This is a genomic window from Streptomyces sp. NPDC028907, assembly GCF_055564995.1.
In genome coordinates, this window is sequence record NZ_JBVHVE010000001.1 from 516260 (window position 1) to 530640 (window position 14381).

The following is a 14381-nucleotide window of genomic DNA, read 5'->3' on the forward strand; positions in this document are numbered from 1 at the left end:
TGAAGAGTTCCTCATCCTGGGCTCATCCTGACAGCCGGGTGCCGGGGGCAGGCTCGATCGCATGGTCTTCTCGCACCGGATCGCGGCGCTGGCCGCCGTAGTGGCGATTCCGCTCGGCATCGCCGCGACCAGCTTCGCCCTCACCGACAACCCGGAGTCCCCGAAGGTCCCGGCCAAGGTGGAGCTGGACAGCGGCTCCCCCACACCGACGCCCACCCGGCCCACGCCGACGCCGAGCGACGAGGTCGTCTCCCGGCCCCCGGTGACCGACAGCCCCACGAGTGACGACGATGCCGACGACGCCCCCGACCGGGAGACCGGCGACGACTAGGCGCTCCGCTGGAAGAGCCGCGACCGGCCGTCCGTCTTCCGCGGGTTCGTGGTGGCTGGTCGCGCCCCGCGGCGGAGCCGCTGATGTCACCGCCCCGCGCCCCGTCGGGGGCGCGGCAGTGAGGGACGGTGCCTTGTGACGACTCCCCCCAGCACCGTTCGGCGGCGGATTTCCGCCCGGGTTCGGATTCTGCTGTGGCTGCTGTTCGTCATGGCCGTGGGGCTCGTGTCCGTGGCTACGACCACGCGGTCCATTCTGTTGCGGGACGTCGACCATCGGGTGAACGGGCTGCTGGCGCAGGAGGCCGGGGAGTTCGCCAACTTCGAGGAGCGGGGCGTCGACCCGGAGACCGGCCGTCCGTTCACCGACCCGTCGCGGCTGCTGGTGGAGTTCCTGGTACGGCAGTACGCCGACCCGGACGAGGAGCTGATCGGCCTGGTGGACCGGCCGGGTTCGACCCCGGCGCAGTTCCGCCAGCCGCGTGACATCCCCGTCGCCGTGCCCCTGTACAAGGACGCCGACGCCCGTCGCCGTATCTTCGACTCACCCGACGCCACGGGCACCCTGCACCGGGCCTCCGGCGAGATCCGCTGGGCCAAGGTCGCCGTCGCCCGCGCCGGCGGCGATGCGGAGGCCGCGTTCGTCGTCGCCTTCCACCCCGGGCGCGAACAGGCCGCGGTGAACGAGGAGTTCCGTATCCTGCTCGCCATCTCCGGGGTCGCCCTGCTGATGACGACCGGCATCGGCTGGGCGGTCGCGGGCCGGATCCTCAAGCCCGTGCGGCTGGTGCGCACCGCGGCGGCGCAGCTCACCGAGCAGGACCTCACCCGCCGTATACCGGTGCACGGGCGGGACGACATCGCCGCGCTCGCGGAGACCTTCAACGACATGCTCGACCGGCTGGAGCGCGCCTTCGCCGCCCAGCGCGAGTTCGTCGACGACGCGGGCCACGAGCTGCGCACCCCGATCACCATCGTGCGCGGCCATCTGGAGCTGATGGGCGACGACCCGGCCGAGCGCGAGGAGACGATACGGCTGGTCACCGACGAGCTGGACCGGATGAGCCGGATCGTCGAGGACCTGCTGCTGCTCGCCAAGGCCGAGCGCCCCGACTTCGTCACGCCCGAGCCGGTCCAGCTCGCCGAACTCACCGCCGACGTCTACGTCAAGGCCCGCACCCTCGGCGAACGGGACTGGCAGCTCGCCGAGATCGCCGACGTCGAGGCCGCGCTGGACCCGCAGCGCATCACCCAGGCCATGGTCCAGCTCGCCCAGAACGCCGTGCAGCACACCGCGCCCGGCCAGACCGTCCGGATCGGCTCCCGCGCCGACGGACAGGGCATCGAGCTGTACGTCGCCGACTCCGGGGGCGGGGTCCAGCCGCAGGACGCCGACGTGATCTTCGAACGGTTCCGGCGCGGCACGTCCCGGCGCGGCGCCCGCGGCTCCGGGGCCGGGCTCGGCCTGTCGATCGTCCGGGCCATCGCGGAGGCGCACGGCGGCCGGGTGCGGCTGCGCGACACCGACGGCGGCGGCGCCACTTTCGTCCTGCTACTGGGAGAGGCACACACGTGAACCGCATTCTCATCGTCGAGGACGAGGACAGGATCGCCTCCTTCGTCGAGAAGGGCCTGCGCTCCAACGGCTTCACCACCACCGTCGTCGGCGACGGCGACGCCGCGTACGAGTACGCGCTGACCGGCGGCTTCGACCTGGTGGTCCTCGACATCGGCCTGCCCGGCCGCGACGGCTTCACGGTGCTGCGCGAACTGCGCGAGGCCCGGGTGACGGTCCCGGTGATCGTGCTGACCGCGCGGGACTCCGTACGGGACACGGTGGCCGGTCTGGAGGGCGGCGCCGACGACTGGATGACCAAGCCGTTCCGCTTCGAGGAACTGCTCGCCCGGGTGCGGCTGCGGCTGCGCACGGCGGCCAGGGCGCCCGAGGTGACGGTGCTGCGGGCCGGCTCGCTGACGCTGGACCTGCGCACGCGGCGGGCGCGGGCCGACTCGCGGACCGTGGATCTGACGGCCCGTGAATTCGTGCTGCTGGAACTGTTCCTGAGGCATCCGGGGCAGGTACTGTCCCGCGAGCAGATCCTGTCGCACGTGTGGGGCTACGACTTCGATCCGGGCTCCAACATCGTGGACGTGTACGTACGGGCGCTGCGCAAGAAGCTCGGCGCCGAACGGGTCGAGACGGTGCGCGGCGTGGGGTACCGCCTGTCCGCCTGAGGTCCCCGGTCCGCGTGAAGTCTCCTTCATGTACGGCTCATCGAGGGCTCACGGCCGAGGTGAACCCTCGATGACGTGACCCTGAACCTCCGACTGAGCGCGGCCCTGTGCGTGGCGCTCTCCCTGTGCGCGCTGCTCGCCGTACCCGGCAACTTCCCGGCACTCGGCGCCGACGCCCGCCTCACCCTCGCCGTGTTCGCACTGGCGACCTGCGCCTGGATCGCCACGCCGGTCGACGACACGTACATCGCGCTCGGCGCCGGGCTCGCGCTCACGGTGACCGGGGTGATCAGCAGCGACACGCTCTTCGGCACCCTCGGCGACTCCACGGTGTGGTTGCTGATCTGCGCCTTCGTGCTGGCGGCGGCGGTGACCCGGACGGGGCTCGCGGGGCGGGCGGCGGCGTTCCTGGTCGGCGGGGCGCGCACCGTACGACAGCTCGTGCACCTGACCACGGCCGCCCTGGTCGTCACGGCGTTCGCGGTGCCGGCCACCTCCGGTCGGGCCGCGCTGGCGTTGCCGGTGTTCCTCGCGCTCGCCAAGGTACTGGCGGACCGGAAGCGACTGGTCGTGATGCTGGCATTGCTGTTCCCGACCGTGATCCTGCTGTCGGCGGTGGCGACCCTGATCGGGGCGGGCGCGCATCTGATCACCGTGTCGGTGCTGTGGCAGGCGACGGGTGACCGGATCGGCTTCACGGAGTGGCTGCTGCTGGGCCTGCCCCTCGCCGTGGCCTCGTCCCACCTGGCCGCCGAGGCCGTACTCCTGACGAGTACGCGGCGCGCGGACCGCAAGGGCGCCGTGCACATCACGCCCGAGCAGATCCAGGAGCACAGCGACGACCCGGTCACCGGGCCCTGGTCGCAGGCCGAGAAGCGGTGCGCGCTGCTGCTGGGCACGGTCGTGGTGCTGTGGTGCAGCGAGCCGCTGCACCGGGTGCCGCCCGCCGTGGTGGCGCTGATCGGCGCGGTGGTGGCGGCCTCGCCGGCGCTCGGCACCGTGCATCTGAAGGACGCGCTGAAGACGGTGCCGTGGGCGCTGCTGCTGTTCATGGCGGCGACGATGGCGATGGGCGTGGCGCTCGCCGACTCCGGGGCGGCGAAGTGGCTGGTGGAGGGGCTGCCGACGGGCGTGAGCCCGATGTGGTTTCTGGCTGTGGTGATCCTGGTCAGTACGGCGGCCCATCTGGTCCTGCAGTCCCGTTCGGCCCGGTCGTCGGTGCTGGTGCCGCTGGTGGTCGCGGCGGCGGTGGGGGCCGGCGTGAATCCGGTGGCGGCGGCGCTTGCGTCCACTGCGGCGGCCGGGTTCTGCCACACGCTGCCGGCTTCCGCGAAGCCGGTGACGCTCTTCTCCGACCTCCCTGGGACGCCGACGTATACGCCGCGCGACCTTTTGCGGCTGTCTGCGGTGTTGGCTCCGCTGACTGCCGGGCTTGTGTTGCTGTTTGCCGTTGCGGTGTGGCCGGTGCTCGGTGTGCCGGTGACGCGATGAGTCGTGTTGTCTGCCGCGCCGTCGTGGCTGGTCGCGCCCGCGCGGCGGAGCCGCATATGTCACAGCCCCGCGCCCCTGAAAGCAGGGCGTTGCCCCTCCCGTATCCGATCTGCTCAGGAGCCCTCTGATGTTGACCCGCGTCGTCGTCGCCCCCAGTGGCTTCAAGGAGTCGCTGTCCGCCCAAGCCGCAGCCGATGCCATTGCCGACGGGGTGCGGCGGGTGCTGCCCGAGGTCGTGGTGGACCTGATCCCCCTGGTGGACGGCGGTGAGGGCACCGCCGCCGCGTTGGCCGCCGCCACCGGTGGACGGCTTGTCGCCCTGCCCGCGACCGGGCCCGTCGGCGAGACCATCGGCACGCACTTCGCATTGTTCGGCTCCCGGGACACGGCGGTCGTGGAGATGGCCGCGGTGGCCGGGCTGTCCCTGGTGCCCCGCGCCCTGCGCGACCCGGGGGCGACGACGACTTACGGCGTCGGCGAGCTGATCCGCGCCGCGCTCGACACCGGCGTACGGCGGATCCTGGTCGGCTGCGGCGACTCGGGTACGTCGGACGGGGGCGCGGGGGCCCTCCAGGCGCTCGGCGCGCGGCTGCTGGACGCCGACGGCTTCGAACTTGCCCGTGGAGGGCGGGAGCTGACTCGGCTCGCCCGGATCGACCCGTCCGGCCTGGACCCGCGCCTGCGTGAAGTGGAGCTGCTGGTCGCCTGCAACCCGTACAACGTGCTGTGCGGCGAGCGCGGCGTGGCCCGTGTCTTCGGTCCGCAGAAGGGGGCGACGCCCGCGCAGGTGGAGGAGCTCTCGGCGGGGCTGGAGAACTGGGCGGACGTCCTCACCCGCGATCTGGGGGGCACCGATCTGCACCACGGCCCCGGCACCGGGGCGTCGGGGGGTCTGGGCGCGGGCCTCGCCGCGCTCGGGGCCTGCCTCCTGCCCCGCTTCGACGTGCTCCTCGACCACCTCGACCTGGACGCCCGCCTCGCCCGTGCCGACCTGGTCGTGACCGCCGAGGGCGCCCTGGACCACCAGACGCCCAAGGGCAAGGTCCCGGCCGAGGTGGCCCGCCGGGCCAAGCTGTACGGCCGTCCGGTGCTCGTGCTGGCGGGCACGCTCGGCGAGGGTGCCCAGGACGTGCCGGGCGTGGACGCGTTCAGCGGGATCCTGCCGGCGCCGATGGCTCTGGCGGAGGCCCTGGTGCGGGCCTCCGAACTCCTCACGGACGCCACCGAACGCGCCCTGCGGATGATCCTGTTGGGCGCCCGGCTACCGGCTCACGCGGAGGTGTCCGGCACGCAACGCCCGTCCTCGGTGCGGTAGTTCCACTTCGCGCCGTCCGTCACGAGCTCCCGCACGGCGTTCACGAACCGCTCGACGTGCTCGTCCGGCGTCCCGGCGCCGAAGCTCACCCGGATCGCGTTGAGGGACTTCTCGCCCGGAGCCGCCTCCGGGGCACCGCACTCGCCCTGCGTCTGCGGGTCGCTGCCCAGCAGCGTGCGGACCAGCGGGTGGGCGCAGAACAGCCCGTCGCGTACCCCGATGCCGTACTCGGCGGAGAGCGCGGCGGCGAAGTGGGAGCTGTTCCAGCCGTCGACGACGAAGGAGATGACACCGACGCGCGGGGCGTCGTCCCCGAAGAGGGAGAGGATCCGGACCTCGGGGACGTCGGCGAGACCGGCCCGCACCTTCTCGATCAGGTGCTGCTCACGCGCGACCAGGGTGTCGAAGCCCGCCTCCGTCAGCGCCTTGCAGGCGGAGGCGATGGAGTAGGCGCCGATGACGTTCGGCGAGCCGGCCTCGTGACGGGCGGCGCTCTCGTGCCACTCGACGTCCACTCCCCCGTCCTCGCGCCGGCTGACCTTGCGGCTGGCGCCGCCGCCCGCGAGGTACGGCTCGGCCTCCCTCAGCCAGTCGGCGCGTCCGGCGAGCACGCCGGAGCCGAACGGGGCGTACAGCTTGTGACCGGAGAAGGCGACCCAGTCGACGTCGAGGTCCTGGACGCTCACCGCGTGGTGCGGGGCGAGCTGCGCGCCGTCGAGCACGATCCGGGCGCCGTGGGCGTGCGCGGCCGCCGCCAGTTCCCGTACGGGCCACAGCTCACCGGTGACGTTCGAGGCGCCGGTGACGCAGACCAGGGCCGGGCCGTACGGGTCGCGATCGGCGAGGGCACGCTCCAGGGTCTCGACGGCCTGGCGCGGGGTGCGGGGGGCGTTGAGGTAGGTGACCTGCGTGTTCTTCCACGGCAGCAGGGAGGCGTGGTGCTCGGTCTCGAACACGAAGACCTGGCAGTCGGCCGGGAGGGCGGCCGCGAGGAGGTTGAGGGAGTCGGTCGTGGACCGGGTGAACACGACCTGGTCGCCGTCCCGGCAGTCCAGGAACTCGGCGACGGTCCGGCGGGCGTTCTCGAACAGGTCGGTGGAGAGCTGGGAGAGGTAGCCGGCCCCGCGGTGGACGCTGCCGTAGTACGGGGCGTAGGCGGCGACGTCGTCCCAGACGCGCTGCAGGGCGGGGGCGCTGGCGGCGTAGTCGAGCGCGGCGTAGGTGACCTCGCCGCCGGTGACGAGCGGGACGGTGACATCACGGCCCAGAACGGGCAGCGGGGCGCAAACGGTCTGGTCGGCGGCAGCGGTGGAGACAGACATGGGGAACTCCCGTGAGAGGCATGCGAGTTGAAGGCATGCAGAGAAGAGAAAATGGGTGCGCGGAGGCGGGGCTCGGCAGCCCTATCGCATTCGCTTGCTCACGGGGAACTCCTCGGTCACGTGCTTGCCATAGACCTCGCTGCCTACGGCCTGGTCCTCACCCGGGGCACCCCGCCACGGACGGAGGGTTGCCGGACAGTCGGCCGGGGCCTCATGACTGTCACTCATGACCTGGTCCAACATCCTGCCATACGATCTTCGATGTGCAAGGGCGCAGTCCGGATCCTGGACTGCGCCCTGCGTCACACGCTGTCGGCTCAGGCGTTGCTGGCCGCCACCCAGAGGTCCAGCGTCCGCTTGGCCGCGCCCGAGTCGATCGACTGCGCGGCCCTCGCCATGCCCAGCCGGATCTGCTCCGTGAGCGGGGCGTCCGTCGGCTCCAACGCCACCAGCGCCGCCGCCGAGTTGAGCAGTACGGCATCGCGCACCGGCCCCGGCTCGCCGTCCAGCAGGCGCCTGGCGACCTCCGCGTTGTAGGAGGCGTCCGCGCCGCGCAGCGCCTCCACCGGCACCAGCTCGATGCCGACGTCGCGCGGGTCGAAGGCCTCCTCGGTCACCTTGCCGTCGCGGACCGCCCACACCTTCGACGTGGCCGTCGTGGTCAGCTCGTCGAGGCCGTCGTCGCCGCGGAACACCAGCGCGGAAGAGCCGCGCTCGGCCAGCACGCCGGCGATGAGCCCCGCCATGCGGGTGTCGAAGCAGCCGACGGCGGAGGCCGTGACACGGGCCGGGTTGGTCAGCGGGCCGAGGAGGTTGAACGAGGTCGGGATGCCCAGGTCCCGCCGTACGCCACCGACGAAGCGCATCGAGGGGTGGAACTTGGCGGCGAAGCAGAAGGTGATGCCGGCCTCGTCCACCACCCGTGCCACGCCCTGCGGCGACAGGTCCAGGTTGATGCCGAGCTTCTCCAGCACGTCGGAGGAGCCGCTCGCGGAGGACGACGCCCGGTTGCCGTGCTTGACGACCTTCGCGCCGGCGCCCGCGATCACGATGGCGGACATCGTGGAGATGTTGACCGTCTTGGCCCGGTCGCCGCCGGTGCCGACGATGTCGACGGCCGGTCCGGGGATGTCCAGCGGCTGGGCGTGGGCGTACATCGCCTCGACGAGACCGTTGATCTCCTCGACCGTCTCGCCCTTGGCCCGCAGCGCCACCATGAAGCCGGCGATCTGGGCGTCCGAGGCCTCGCCGCTCATGAAGCGGTCCATCGCCCAGGCCGTGTCGCCGGCGCTCAGGTCCTCGCCGGCGAGCAGGGCGCTCAGCACCTCGGGCCAGGAACGGCCCGCCGCGGTGTCGCCTCCAGCGGGGGTCACAGCGCTCATAAGCCGCTCCTGGGTCAGTTGTGGTGTCCCGCACTACGGGACGCGAGTCTCAACGAGGTCCACCCTATCCAGCCGCGGGGCACGGCGAAGGGCCCCGTCCGTACAACGGACGGGGCCCTTCAACCGTGGCGTGGCTAAGCAGCACTGGCGCGACGGCGGTTCCGACGCGGCGCCAGCAGCGGAGCGTCAGTGGTGGCCGTGGCCGCTCGTGATCTCCTTGTACTCCTCGACGGACGGCTTGGGAATCTGGCCGTCCTCACCGAAGTAGGACTTGCTGAGCTTGGCGCGCAGCTTCTCGGAGCCCTTCACCTTGCGCTCGACGCCGTTCTCGTCGACCGTCGGGCCGATCTCCAGCGGCTGGTACTGCTCGTGCGCGGTGAGGGTGTGCAGCGCGTCCTGGCTGAGCGGCTCGTGCACCTCGATGAACTCACCGTGCGGCAGGCGCTTGATGATGCCCGACTCGCGGCCGTGCAGCACCTTGTCCTTGTCCCGGCGCTGGAGGCCGAGGCAGATCCGCTTGGTGATGATGAACGCGAGGACCGGTCCGACGAAGAAGCCGATCCGGACGAACCAGGTCACCGCGTTGATCGACAGGTGGAAGTGGGTGGCCCACAGGTCGTTGCCACCGCCGACCAGACCGATCATGTACACCGTGATCCAGGCGACGCCGAACGCGGTACGCGTCGGGGCGTTGCGCGGACGGTCCAGGATGTGGTGCTCGCGCTTGTCGCCGGTGACCCAGGACTCGATGAACGGGTAGACCGCGATCGCCGCCAGGACCACGCCGAAGAGCACCAGCGGGATGAACACGCCGAGGACCAGCGTGTGACCCCACAGGTTGATCTCCCAGCCCGGCATATAGCGGACGAGACCCTCGGCGAAGCCCATGTACCAGTCGGGCTGGGCGCCCGTGGACACCATGTCCGGACGGTAGGGACCGATGGCCCAGACGGGGTTGATCTGCGCGACCGCCGCGATGACCGCGATGACGCCGAAGACCAGGAAGAAGAAGCCTCCGGCCTTGGCCATGTAGACCGGCAGCAGCGGCATGCCGACGACGTTCTTGTTGTTCTTTCCGGGGCCCGCGAACTGCGTGTGCTTGTGGTAGAAGACCAGGATCAGGTGGCCGACCACCAGGCCGAGCATGATGCCCGGCAGCAGCAGGATGTGGATCGAGTAGAACCGGGCCACGAAGTCGACGCCCGGGAACTCGCCGCCGAAGAGGAAGAACGAGATGTACGTGCCGACGATCGGCATGGACAGGATCGCGCCCTCGGTGAAGCGGACACCGGTGCCGGAGAGCAGGTCGTCCGGGAGGGAGTAGCCGGTGAAACCGGTGAACATGCCCAGGACGAACAGCAGGAAGCCGAACAGCCAGTTGATCTCACGCGGCTTGCGGAACGCGCCCGTGAAGAACACGCGCATCATGTGCACGAACATGCCCGCGAGGAAGATCAGCGCGGCCCAGTGGTGGATCTGCCGGATCAGCAGACCACCGCGCACATCGAAGGAGATGTGCAGCGTCGAGCTGAACGCCTCACTCATCAGCTGTCCCTGCATCGGGACGTAACTGCCGTGGTACTCCACCTCGTTCATCGACGGGTGGAAGAACAGCGTCAGGTACACACCCGTGAGGATGATGATGATGAAGCTGTAGAGGCAGACCTCACCCAACATGAACGACCAGTGGTCGGGGAAGATCTTGCGCATGTTGGCCTTGGCCAGGGAGTAGATCCCCAGTCGGCCGTCGGCCCAGTCGGCTACGCGCTCGCCGGCCGGTGCCTTCCCGCGAGAGCGGGACTCGGTGGTCTCTGTAGTGCTCATCCGCGCTCCCAGAATGCAGGACCGACGGGCTCTTCGAAGTCGCCGAGCGCCTCGAGGTAGCCCTCGTCGTTCACGCCGATGCGCAGCTGCGGCAGGGCGTGGCCGGCGGGGCCGAAGATCACTCGGGCACCGTCGGAGAGGTCGAAGGTGGACTGGTGACAGGGGCAGAGCACGTGGTGCGTCTGCTGCTCGTACAGGGAGATCGGGCAACCGACGTGGGTGCAGATCTTCGAGTACGCGACGATGCCCTCGTGCGACCACTCGAGCTCGCGCTTGTCCTTGATGTCGTCGGGCTGGAGCCGGACGATCATCAGGGCGGCCTTGGCGATCTCGTTCTGGAAGTCGTGGTCGTGCTCCTCCAGGCCCTCCGGCTTGGCGAAGGTGAGAGAGCCGACCGCGACGTCCGAGGGACGCAGCGGCTCGTCGGTGTTCATGTTGACGAGCAGCTTGCCCTTGGACCACAGGGTGTGGCGGAGCTTGGTCCCGGGCAGCGGGCCGAGGTCACGCAGCAGGACGACGCCGGAGAGCGGGAACAGGGCCAGCGCGCCGAACATCGTGTTGCGGATCAGCTTGCGGCGACCCAGCGCGGACTCCTTGGCGCCCTGCTTGAAGTCGGCCATGACCTTGGCCTTGACCTCGGGCTCGGCCGCGATCGGGTGCCGCTCGTCCGCGACCTCCACGTCGGACATCAGGGTGCGGGCCCAGTGGACCGCGCCCGCGCCGATGCAGAACAGCGCCGCACCGAGGGTCAGACCCAGCGCGAAGTTCAGCGCGTTGAGGTGACCGATCGGGAAGACGAAGACCGACTTGTCGTGCGGGATCGCCACGTACGAGGCGATGAAGCCGACGGTGGCCAGCATCGACACCGTGAACAGCAGGGCGACCGTGCGCTCGGACCGCCTGGCGGCCCGCTCGTCGATGTCCTGGATCCGGTGCTCGTGGGGCGGCAGACCGGGGTCGGCGAAGGGGTGCTTCTCGTCCGCTACCGCGACGTGGGCGTCCTGCTCAGCGGGCAGGTTCTCTTCTGGAATGTCTTGGCTACTCATGACTTCTTGGCCTTTGCGGTCCGAGCGGCGACCCAGACGGCGACCGCGATCAGTGCACCGAGCCCGAAGATCCAGGCGAAGAGGCCCTCACTGACCGGCCCGAGGCCGCCCAGCTCCAGACCACCCGGGTTGACCGTCTCGTCGCTGTTGACCGCGTGCAGGTACGCGATGATGTCCTTCTTGTTCTGCTCCGACAGCGTGGTGTCGGGGAACGACGGCATGTTCTGCGGGCCGGTCTGCATGGCCTCGTAGATGTGCTTCGGCTCGACGTTCTCCAGGCTCGGGGCGAACTTGCCCTTCGTCAGCGCGCCGCCCTTGCCGGTGAAGTTGTGGCACTGGGCACAGTTGTTGCGGAAGAGCTCACCGCCCTTGGCGATGTCCGCGCCCTCGGGGCCGTACTGCTCCTCGGTCGGGACGGACGGACCGGCACCCAGCGAGGCGATGAACGCCGCGAGCTGGTCGATCTCGGCCTGCGAGTAGATGTTCTTCTTCTTCGGGACCTGGGCGCCCTGGGAGGTGGCGGCCGGCATGCGGCCCGTCGAGACCTGGAAGTCGACGGCGGCGGCGCCGACGCCCACCAGGCTCGGACCGTCAGAGGTGCCCTGACCATCGGTTCCGTGGCAGCTGGCGCAGCCGACGGTGTAGAGCTTCTTGCCCTCCTCGATGGTGAGGGACTGGGCGGTTTCCTCGGCCTGCGCCTTGTCCGCGGGAGCGAACATGGCGTACAGCCCCCCCGTGCACGCCAGCGCGAGGAGTAGGACGACGACCGCCGCCAGCGGATGGCGTCGTCGTGCGGAGAGCTTTTTCACGGATTACCCCGGTGTCAGGATCTTCTGCGTCGATGCTTGCGGTATGTGCGTTTGTGGAACGCGCGCGGGATCGGGCCCGGCTACTTGATCATGTAGATCGTGGCGAAGAGGCCGATCCAGACGACATCGACGAAGTGCCAGTAGTAGGACACGACGATCGCGGCGGTCGCCTGCTCGTGCGTGAACCTCTTCGCCGCGTAGGTGCGGCCGAGGACCAGCAGGAAGGCGATCAGGCCGCCCGTCACGTGCAGGCCGTGGAAACCGGTGGTCAGGTAGAAGACCGAGCCGTACGGGTCGGACGAGAGCGAGAGGCCCTCGTGCTTGACCAGCTCGGTGTACTCGTACACCTGACCGCCGATGAAGATCGCACCCATGATGAAGGTGACGATGAACCAGCCCCGGAGCTTCTTCACATCACCGCGCTCGGCGGCGAACACGCCGAGCTGGCAGGTGAGGGAGGAGAGCACCAGGATCGTGGTGTTCGTCGCCGAGAACGGGAAGTTCAGGGCGTCCGCCTTCTCATGCCAGAAGTCCGGACCGGTCACCGATCGCAGGGTGAAGTACATCGCGAAGAGGGCCGCGAAGAACATCAGCTCGGAACTCAACCAGATGATGGTTCCGACGCTGGTGAGGTTCGGTCGGTTGACCGACGGGTGCGCGTGACCCTTGTCTACTGTCGTTGCTGTCGCCACGACCGACATTATGTCGGTCGCTTATCCCGCCCTCACTCCGGGGGGTGCCGTTCGGAGTGTCTTCCCCGTTCATACCGGTGTTGACGTGGTGTTCAAGGGAGTAGCATCCGGCCCAACAGGCCTGTCCTTACGACGCTGACGTCACGGAGGAACAATGCAGCCGACCGCCACGGTGCTGGTCTACAGCGACGACTCCAACACCCGCGAGCAGGTGAGGTTGGCTACCGGGCGCCGGCCCGCTCCGGATGTGCCGGTGGTGCGGTTCGTGGAGTGCGCGACGCCGGCCGCCGTCATCAAGGAGCTGGACAAGGGGGGCATCGACGTCTGTGTGCTGGACGGCGAGGCCGTGCCCATGGGGGGCATGGGGGTCTGCCGGCAGATCAAGGACGAGGTGTTCAACTGCCCGCCGGTGCTGCTGCTGATCGGGCGGCCGCAGGATGCGTGGCTGGCGACGTGGAGTCGGGCCGAGGCGGCGGTGACGCTGCCGGTGGAGCCCGTGGAGTTCGCGGGGGCGTTGGCCTCTTTGCTGCGGACGAAGAACCTTCAGAGCGCCTAGGAGCTCGACTGGTCGCGGTTCGCGGGCGGCTGCGGGCCTGTTGTGGCTGGTCGCGCGGTTCCCCGCGCCCCTGAGGGCGCTGCCCTGAAGGCGTTCAGACGTTCTGCGGCCTCAGTCTTGCCTTCTCCCACGGGCTCGGGCCCTCCGGGGTGCCGCCCACCAGGGCGCTGCCGTTGCGCCAGTTCTTCCACTCGAGGTTCCAGTCGCCGAAGCCGTTGCCGAACGGTTCCATCGTGTTGCCGTACGAGTTGATGACCTTGACGATGTCGCCCTCGCGGATGTTCTCGAAGAACCAGGCGGCGTTGGCGGTGCTCATGCCGGTGCAGCCGTGGCTGACGTTGGCGTAGCCCTGGGAGCCGACGGACCAGGGGGCGGCGTGGACGTATTCGCCGCTCCAGGTCACGCGGGTGGCGTAGTAGACGGGCAGGTCGTACGACTCGGAGGAGCCCGCGGAGATGCCGATGCTGGTGCTGCGCATACGTACGAAGTACTCCTTGCCCAGTACGACCTTGACGCCGTTGCGGGTCTCGAAGCCGGGCTTGCCGGTCGTGACCGGGATCGAGCGGACCTCCTCGCCGTTGCGGTAGAGGGTCAGCTGGTGGGTCGCGGCGTCGGTGACGGCGATGACCTGGTCGCCGATGGTGATCCGCAGGGGCTTGACCTTGCCGCCCCGGAGGCGGTCGCTGATCTTGATGCCCTCGAGGTTGCTCCGGGCCTGGATGGTGGCGCCGGCGGGCCAGTACTCCTGGGGGCGGTAGTGGAGTTCCTTGTCGCTCACCCAGTGCCAGGTGCCCTCGACGGAGGGGGTGGACTCGACCTTCAGGGCCCGCTCGACCGTCGCGCGCTGGTTGTTGTCCTTGACGGGCTGGCTCAGTTCGGCCGTGACGGGCTGGCCCACGCCGTAGGTGCCCGCCTTGGGGCCGAAGGTCACCGTCAGGTGCTTGTTGCTGGTCGGCTTGCTGGTGTCGAAGGTGAGGACCTTGCGGCCGGGGGCGCCGTCCTCGTCCTCGGTGCTCACGCGGACCGTGTAGCGGGCGTTGGCGGCCAGCGGGGAGGTGCTGTGCCAGCGAGTGCCGTCGGCGGAGAGTTCGCCCGCGACATAGCGTCCTGCGGCGTCCCTGGCGGTGACGTCCGTGATGCGGCCGTCGGAGTCCTCTGCGGTGATCTCCAGGGGCTTGTCGGGGTCGGCCTTCTGCCCGTCGCCCGTGGGGCCGTTGAAGGCGATCTGGTCGGCCGCGTCGTAGGGCTCGGCGGACAGCGGGTTGCCGTCGCTGCTGCATCCGGCTGCGCCGGCGCCTATCGCTATCAGCAGCAGCGAGCAGCCTATGACGGTGCTCTTGCGCGGTGTTTGGCTCATGGCCTCACGCTAGGAAGCCATG

At 69.9% G+C, this 14381-nt stretch carries 13 protein-coding genes and 1 riboswitch; of the genes, 6 read left to right on the forward strand and 7 right to left on the reverse strand.

Going from position 1 to position 14381, the window contains the following annotated elements:
* Positions 1-61: 61 nt before the first annotated feature.
* From ACZ4UU_RS02365 to ACZ4UU_RS02385, 5 genes are all read left to right on the forward strand, one after another.
* A complete protein-coding gene (locus ACZ4UU_RS02365; RefSeq protein ID WP_468036033.1) occupies positions 62-331 on the forward strand; it encodes a small secreted hydrophilic protein in 270 nt (89 codons plus the stop codon).
* Between the two features lie 210 nt (positions 332-541).
* Entirely contained in the window at positions 542-1906 is a 1365-nt protein-coding gene (locus ACZ4UU_RS02370; RefSeq protein ID WP_468036400.1) for a sensor histidine kinase, read from the forward strand.
* Complete coding sequence (locus ACZ4UU_RS02375) at positions 1903-2565, forward strand: response regulator transcription factor (RefSeq protein WP_468036034.1); 663 nt, start codon at positions 1903-1905, stop codon at positions 2563-2565. Before ACZ4UU_RS02370 ends, ACZ4UU_RS02375 begins: the two co-directional genes overlap by 4 nt.
* A gap of 75 nt (positions 2566-2640) precedes the next feature.
* Positions 2641-4056 (forward strand): SLC13 family permease, encoded by a 1416-nt coding sequence (locus ACZ4UU_RS02380; protein ID WP_468036035.1) that lies wholly within the window; start codon positions 2641-2643, stop codon positions 4054-4056.
* Between the two features lie 127 nt (positions 4057-4183).
* Entirely contained in the window at positions 4184-5371 is a 1188-nt protein-coding gene (locus tag ACZ4UU_RS02385) for a glycerate kinase (RefSeq protein WP_468036036.1), read from the forward strand.
* On the opposite strand, the gene ACZ4UU_RS02390 is transcribed toward ACZ4UU_RS02385, so the two are convergent.
* The 6 genes from ACZ4UU_RS02390 to ctaE all read right to left on the reverse strand — a co-directional run bounded on the left by ACZ4UU_RS02390 (position 5326) and on the right by ctaE (position 12455).
* Positions 5326-6693: an aminotransferase class V-fold PLP-dependent enzyme gene (locus ACZ4UU_RS02390; protein WP_468036037.1), complete on the reverse strand. Its 1368-nt coding sequence runs from the start codon at positions 6691-6693 to the stop codon at positions 5326-5328. The genes ACZ4UU_RS02385 and ACZ4UU_RS02390 overlap by 46 nt on opposite strands.
* Positions 6694-6808: 115 nt before the next feature.
* Positions 6809-6925: riboswitch (SAM riboswitch) on the reverse strand.
* A gap of 85 nt (positions 6926-7010) precedes the next feature.
* Positions 7011-8075, reverse strand: a complete 1065-nt coding sequence (trpD, locus tag ACZ4UU_RS02395; RefSeq protein WP_468036038.1) for an anthranilate phosphoribosyltransferase — start codon at positions 8073-8075, stop codon at positions 7011-7013.
* A gap of 186 nt (positions 8076-8261) precedes the next feature.
* Positions 8262-9899, reverse strand: coding sequence for a cytochrome bc1 complex cytochrome b subunit (qcrB, locus tag ACZ4UU_RS02400; RefSeq protein WP_468036039.1), 1638 nt, complete (start codon positions 9897-9899; stop codon positions 8262-8264).
* Positions 9896-10945 carry a cytochrome bc1 complex Rieske iron-sulfur subunit gene (gene qcrA, locus ACZ4UU_RS02405; protein WP_468036040.1) on the reverse strand — a complete coding sequence of 350 codons (1050 nt, stop codon included), beginning with the start codon at positions 10943-10945 and terminating at the stop codon, positions 9896-9898. Before qcrA ends, qcrB begins: the two co-directional genes overlap by 4 nt.
* The gene (qcrC, locus tag ACZ4UU_RS02410) at positions 10942-11754 is read right to left on the reverse strand and encodes a cytochrome bc1 complex diheme cytochrome c subunit (protein ID WP_468036041.1); all 813 of its coding nucleotides are present in this window, start codon (positions 11752-11754) and stop codon (positions 10942-10944) included. Before qcrC ends, qcrA begins: the two co-directional genes overlap by 4 nt.
* A gap of 80 nt (positions 11755-11834) precedes the next feature.
* Complete coding sequence (ctaE, locus tag ACZ4UU_RS02415; protein ID WP_019756799.1) at positions 11835-12455, reverse strand: aa3-type cytochrome oxidase subunit III; 621 nt, start codon at positions 12453-12455, stop codon at positions 11835-11837.
* 145 nt (positions 12456-12600) lie between these two features.
* Between ctaE and ACZ4UU_RS02420 the strand changes: the two genes are divergently transcribed.
* On the forward strand, positions 12601-13002 hold the full coding sequence (locus ACZ4UU_RS02420) for a response regulator (RefSeq protein WP_468036042.1): 402 nt from the start codon (positions 12601-12603) through the stop codon (positions 13000-13002).
* A gap of 94 nt (positions 13003-13096) precedes the next feature.
* Here ACZ4UU_RS02420 and ACZ4UU_RS02425 read toward each other — a convergent pair whose 3' ends face one another.
* Positions 13097-14359 (reverse strand): L,D-transpeptidase, encoded by a 1263-nt coding sequence (locus tag ACZ4UU_RS02425; RefSeq protein ID WP_468036043.1) that lies wholly within the window; start codon positions 14357-14359, stop codon positions 13097-13099.
* Between the last annotated feature and the right edge of the window lie 22 nt (positions 14360-14381).

Excerpts from the sequence above, each read along its gene's own strand:
- ACZ4UU_RS02390 (WP_468036037.1), bottom strand. The coding sequence starts at position 6,693 with ATGTCTGTCTCCACCGCTGCCGCCGACCAGACCGTTTGCGCCCCGCTG.
- qcrB (WP_468036039.1), bottom strand. The coding sequence starts at position 9,899 with ATGAGCACTACAGAGACCACCGAGTCCCGCTCTCGCGGGAAGGCACCG.
- ACZ4UU_RS02425 (WP_468036043.1), bottom strand. The coding sequence starts at position 14,359 with ATGAGCCAAACACCGCGCAAGAGCACCGTCATAGGCTGCTCGCTGCTG.
- ctaE (WP_019756799.1), bottom strand. The coding sequence starts at position 12,455 with ATGTCGGTCGTGGCGACAGCAACGACAGTAGACAAGGGTCACGCGCAC.
- ACZ4UU_RS02365 (WP_468036033.1), top strand. The coding sequence starts at position 62 with ATGGTCTTCTCGCACCGGATCGCGGCGCTGGCCGCCGTAGTGGCGATT.
- qcrA (WP_468036040.1), bottom strand. The coding sequence starts at position 10,945 with ATGAGTAGCCAAGACATTCCAGAAGAGAACCTGCCCGCTGAGCAGGAC.
- ACZ4UU_RS02370 (WP_468036400.1), top strand. The coding sequence starts at position 542 with ATGGCCGTGGGGCTCGTGTCCGTGGCTACGACCACGCGGTCCATTCTG.
- trpD (WP_468036038.1), bottom strand. The coding sequence starts at position 8,075 with ATGAGCGCTGTGACCCCCGCTGGAGGCGACACCGCGGCGGGCCGTTCC.
- ACZ4UU_RS02385 (WP_468036036.1), top strand. The coding sequence starts at position 4,184 with ATGTTGACCCGCGTCGTCGTCGCCCCCAGTGGCTTCAAGGAGTCGCTG.
- ACZ4UU_RS02420 (WP_468036042.1), top strand. The coding sequence starts at position 12,601 with ATGCAGCCGACCGCCACGGTGCTGGTCTACAGCGACGACTCCAACACC.